Here is a 5,388-nt window from a genome sequence, read left to right on the forward strand (position 1 = left end):
ATTTTGGTTGAAGGCTGGAACACAGGTTGGGAGCACTGGATTGGTTTTGAAGACCGCGAAGGTGTATTCGATTTTGTGACTCCATATGAGGATTACGATTTAAAAGAAGTGGTTCGCTATGGAAAAGAAAAAGGCGTGGAGCTGATTATGCACCATGAGACTTCTGCTGCACCGCGTACCTACGATCAGCAAATGGATAGTGCTTATCATTTAATGAACTCATTAGGTATTCATTCGGTTAAGACTGGCTATGTAGGTAAGTTAATCCCTAAAGGGGAATTTCACCACGGACAGTGGATGGTGAACCATTACCGTCGTGCTTTGGAAATTGGAGCAAAATATAAGGTGGCTGTGAATGCTCACGAGCCGATTAAAGCAACGGGTTTACGTCGAACTTACCCTAATGCGATTGCTCGTGAAGGTTTGCGTGGTCAGGAATTTAATGCTTGGTCAAGCGATGGAGGAAATCCTGCAGAACACCTGCCAATTGTAGCTTTCACTCGTATGTTAGCTGGACCGATTGATTACACCCCTGGTATTTTCAATATCAAACTAAACCCTCATAAAGCCGACAATCAGGTGAATACGACTTTGGCGCATCAGTTAGCCTTATATGTGGTGTTGAACAGTCCTATTCAGATGGTGCCTGATTTAATCGAGAACTATAAAGGACATCCGGCTTTTCAGTTTATCCGCGATGTTGTGGTTAATTGGGAACAATCTAAAGTTCTAAATGGTGAGATCGGTGACTTTGTAACAATTGCCCGTCAGGATAGAGCTTCGAACAATTGGTTTGTGGGTGCTATTAGCGACGAGAAGGCTAGGAATATGAGTATTAAACTTGATTTTCTTCCAGAGGGTAAAAAATATAAAGCGACTCTTTATTTAGATGGCGATAAGGCGCATTGGGATAAAAACCCTACCGATTATAAAATTGAAGAGCAAGTTGTTGATGCCAAGTCAATACTTGACTTGCACTTAGCAGCAGGTGGTGGCGCAGCAATCTCTTTGATTGAAGTGCAATAAAGGTTAAAGGTTAAAGGTTAAAGGTTAAAGGTTAAAGGTTAAAGGTTAAAGGTTGCGAATCAGCAATTTTTTAATCAATTCATCACCGAAACTGAAATAATTTAAAGATCTCGTTCGATCCGATTTTTTATCGGATTTAATCCCAACAGTATGTCATGTGCTGTTGGGATTTTTTATGCTGTTAATTTGATTATCCAAGTAAGATTATGAACTCTTGTAATAATAGTTGTGAATATTGATAGCCCACTAATTTATCCAATAGGTATTATTAGATATTTGGGTCAATATAATATAAATGCTTGCGAACCCGTCCTGGAATACTGGTAGTGAGAGAGTGAAGAAAAACAGGAACTCATACTAAAGGCCTGCTTTTCCGGGTTTATTAGATCTTTTTTTTGGGCGAAGGCTCCACTAATCGGGCGGGTGTTCCGCGAAATCGGGCGGGTGTTCCACTAATCGGGCGGGTGTTCCGCGAAATCGGGCGGGTGTTCCGCGAAATCGGGCGGGCGTTCCGCAAACTCGGGCGGGCATTCCGCAAAGTCGGGCGGGCGTTCCGCGAACTCGGGCGAGCAATTTCCGAAAAGGGCGGATGTTCCTATTTTTGGGCGAAGCATGCGCGAAATGGATGATATCTGTTTCTGCTTCATTTGCCTTTCGCCCGATACTATTAATGGTGTTTACAGGTCGTTTAGACTAATTCACGTCCTTTTGAAAGACGTTCTTCATTGGCGCGCGGCTCGTTCTGAGCTTGCTGCCCCTTGTTCTCAATTTCTCAGATCAGGTCTTCAACCGATGAGCCCTGATCTGTATTGCAATGTCATCTAATCTTTTCGAACTCTGGTAATAATATTTGTGAATAATGATAGCCCACTAATTAATCCAATCGGTATAAGTTTATATGCTTAACCAGATGAAAAAAGCTCCCTCGTTTTATCGAGAGAGCTTTTCGGAATATAATGAATCTGATGTGGATTTTAGTTTTCGATAGTTTTAATCTCAAATCTGAAATCTCATATCTATTTCTAGGTATATAATTCTTTCAAACGGTTCGCCATGCTTTCAGCGATAACTTCACATTGGTTGTAATCTTTATTAGCAGGAGCGCAAAGAGCTTCAGCAGGTTCTGCAACAACTTCCCATTTAATGGCTTCAGCAAATTTGCTTAGTGTGCGAACACCTCCGCCACCCCAGGCTTTAGATCCGAAAATACCTAACACGTGGTTTTTAACCGCCATATTCTGCAATTCGTGAACAAGAGTTTCCATAGCTGGGAAAAGGCCACCATTGTAGGCACATGATCCTAAAATAACACCACGGAAACGGAAAATATCGTTAATGATATATGAAGGATGTGTTTTAGAAGCATCGTGAATTCTGATCTTTTTGATACCGCGCTTAACCAATTGGCGAGCAATATTGTCAGCCATCTTCTCAGTATTACCATACATCGAAGAGAATACAATCACAACACCTTCGTCAGTTTCATACTTACTCCATTTGTCGTATTTCGCAATGATATCGGCAACATGTGTTCTCCAGATAGGACCGTGAGTCGCGCAAATCATTTTAATATCTAAACCACCTAATTTCTTAAGAGCTTGCTGTGTTGGGCTACCATATTTTCCTACAATATTTGAGTAGTAACGGCTGATTTCTTCTTCAAGATAATCAAGATCCAACTCATCGTCGAAAATACCTCCATCTAAAGTACCAAAAGCACCAAAAGCATCACCAGAGAAAAGAATACCTTTTGTGGATTCAAAAGTGACCATAGTTTCAGGCCAGTGCAACATCGGAACCATAGCAAAGTTCAGCTTATGCTCACCCAAATCAATAGAATCGCCTTCTTTTACCTCAAGCAAGTTTTCTGAGATACCATAAAAACCTTTCAACATTGGAAAAGTCTTCTTGTTCCCAACAATCTGCATATTAGGGTAACGCTCCGTTAATGAACGAATCGATCCTGAATGATCAGGCTCCATATGGTTCACAATTAGGTAATCTGCCTGACGTCCATCTAATACCGCTTCGATATTATCAAGGTACTCATCCATAGCCCCTTTTTCAACGGTATCAATAATTGCTATTTTCTCGTCAACAATAACATACGAATTGTATGCGACTCCCTTAGGAATAGGCCAATAATTTTCGAAAAGATGAGTTCTTCTGTCATTACATCCTACCCAATAAATTTTATCGCTAATGTTAACTCTGTTGTGCATGCTTAAAGATTTATATGTTTTGAATATTGTTATCTTTTTTTTAATCTGAATTTAAGCATAAATAATGTGAGTCTAAGACCTGCTAAGTATGCTTGCTTTCAGAGCACAAAAGTAATATTATTTTTTTTTCTTAAAAGGATAAAAATGTCTTTTATCAGTAATGGAATGAATGTGAAAGAGTGTAAAGTATTGGTAGTTAGAGTAAGTTTGATATTTGTGCTTATTTATATGCTTAATGAATAAGTTTACTGCTGCATTAGGCGTATTAATGACTGTCTATTAATAATCTTAATCTCACGACGATTGACTTCTATCATGCCTTCTTGCTCCATTTCTTTTAGACTACGAGCAAAGGATGGGCGAGTCACGCCAAAGAACTGTGCCATCTCAGCTTGTGATTTAGGAAGTTCAATTTTGTCTTTATCTGGTGCAGCTTGTTTTAATATGAAGTTGGCAAGCTTGCCTTTAATCGTCTTAAAACTTAAAAAGAGAAGTTTCTGAGCTAAGAATTGAGAACGATTTGAAATGGAATTAAGATAGTTAACCAAGAAAACTTTGTTGTCCTGAAAAAGCTCAATGACTGATTGTTTATCAAGGAAAAAGATCTCAACATCAGCATTGGCAGTAACATTCACTGGAAACTGATTTTTCTGTCCAAAAAGAAAAGCTGAAGCAATAGGGTAGGGCGCCATAATATCTTCAATCTTAATGGTTTTTCCCGAAGGATCGAGCATTTCACCTTTTACACTTCCCTTTAGAACGATCATTAAGTTTTCGCAACGATCTTCACGGAAAGCCACCATATCTCCCTTTTGATATTTTCGTATACGGTATTGAATCTTTTCGAGAATAAGCTCCATTTCTTCGGCACTGATGCCTCTAAAAACGGGTGATTGTATCAGTTGTTGACTTAGCATTTTCAATGTTATAAATTCAAGACTAAGATATCTTTATTTTTTTATTCGTAGGTCTGAGAAGTAAAAAAAGCGACTCATTTTAGATGAATCGCTTTATTTGAAATGTATAGTGATGTATTTTAATTCGAATACTGATCGATAATTAATTTGATTGCTCGCTGACAAGCTGGGCAAAATTTATCGTGACGCGTAAACATGATACAATTGGAAGCACTACGATATAATCCTTTCGACTTATATTGTGCCCCTTCAAAAGCACCAACTTTACCACTGTGTTTCATATTAGCCAATAGTTCATCATCCCAGGTTCTTTTCTTAATGAAGAAATCTTCCATCACCTTTTCGTCAACCTTGGCTTTACGCATTTCTACACGTTTTTTCTGAACAGCAATACTGTGCTCGTCATACTTATCCTTTTCCCATGGTGTTGGAATTGGTGTGCCAGGTGTTACAATATCTTTCCACTTTATAGTTTTTGGATCAGCATTGGCAGTTACATTCAACTCCCAGGGTTCCTGGTGATTTGCATCCATTTCGTAAGCTGTTGCCGATGTGTAATATTCATCAGCTAAGTCAGCAAAGTGATGTCCAAATTCGTGTACAAATAAGTATTCCTGGAAAGCATTATTAACCGCTGCAGTTATATACAAGTTGTAAATACCGCCACCACCATAAATGGAATCGTTCATTAAAATAGCAGTGAATTCGTAAGGTACAGCCGCTGCTGCGTTACGAATAGTTTTGTTATCGTAACCTAATGCATATCGCTCAGAATCAAAAGCACCATAAGTCACTGAAAGGGCAGAGCGTGTATGAATATCCTGATGAGGATGATTCACACCAGAATCTGGAGATGGTGTTTCTACCGCTCTGATTGAGAATTTATCTTTAAAAGAAGCATAAGGTTCTGTATTTAAAAGAACCTCTGCAAAACGCTGAGCATCTTTCTTGAATTTAGCCATATCTTCCTTGGCATATCCTTCACCCAATACCACGATGTCAACCTGATTTTCAGGCTTGCCGTTCACAACAATATCAACTGTATTGTAATGATTTGTAACAGGGTTTGTGAAGGCACGGTGATGTTTAGGATTTACCTTATAAGTCCAAACTGGGTCGAAACCATTTTTAATATTACGTTTTGAGATAGTAACATTAACTTCCTCTTTAGGCCAGGGAAAACGAAGAGATTCGTGGAAGCTTCCCCATTCAGTATCAGCTTC

The 5,388-nt window shown here is 39.0% G+C and carries 4 protein-coding genes; 1 reads left to right on the forward strand and 3 read right to left on the reverse strand.

Features of this window, described 5'->3' with window-relative positions; translation table 11 throughout:
* A partial coding sequence (locus ABY905_RS13595) for a glycoside hydrolase family 97 catalytic domain-containing protein (protein WP_372644783.1) occupies window positions 1-1,026 on the forward strand: 1,026 nt, incomplete at its 5' end.
* Between the two features lie 1,022 nt (window positions 1,027-2,048).
* On the opposite strand, the gene ABY905_RS13600 is transcribed toward ABY905_RS13595, so the two are convergent.
* The 3 genes from ABY905_RS13600 to ABY905_RS13610 form a co-directional block, all read right to left on the reverse strand.
* Window positions 2,049-3,248 (reverse strand): FprA family A-type flavoprotein, encoded by a 1,200-nt coding sequence (locus ABY905_RS13600; protein ID WP_372644785.1) that lies wholly within the window; start codon window positions 3,246-3,248, stop codon window positions 2,049-2,051.
* Between the two features lie 245 nt (window positions 3,249-3,493).
* Complete coding sequence (locus ABY905_RS13605) at window positions 3,494-4,165, reverse strand: Crp/Fnr family transcriptional regulator (protein ID WP_372644787.1); 672 nt, start codon at window positions 4,163-4,165, stop codon at window positions 3,494-3,496.
* Window positions 4,166-4,284: 119 nt separating this feature from the next.
* On the reverse strand, window positions 4,285-5,388 hold a 1,104-nt coding region (locus ABY905_RS13610; protein WP_372644789.1), incomplete at its 5' end, for a M64 family metallopeptidase.

The organism is Ancylomarina sp., assembly GCF_041555295.1.
Classification (GTDB): Bacteria; Bacteroidota; Bacteroidia; order Bacteroidales; family Marinifilaceae; genus Ancylomarina.

Coding starts and splice junctions, on each gene's coding strand:
- ABY905_RS13605 (WP_372644787.1), bottom strand. CDS start 4,165: ATGCTAAGTCAACAACTGATACAATCACCCGTTTTTAGAGGCATCAGT.
- ABY905_RS13600 (WP_372644785.1), bottom strand. CDS start 3,248: ATGCACAACAGAGTTAACATTAGCGATAAAATTTATTGGGTAGGATGT.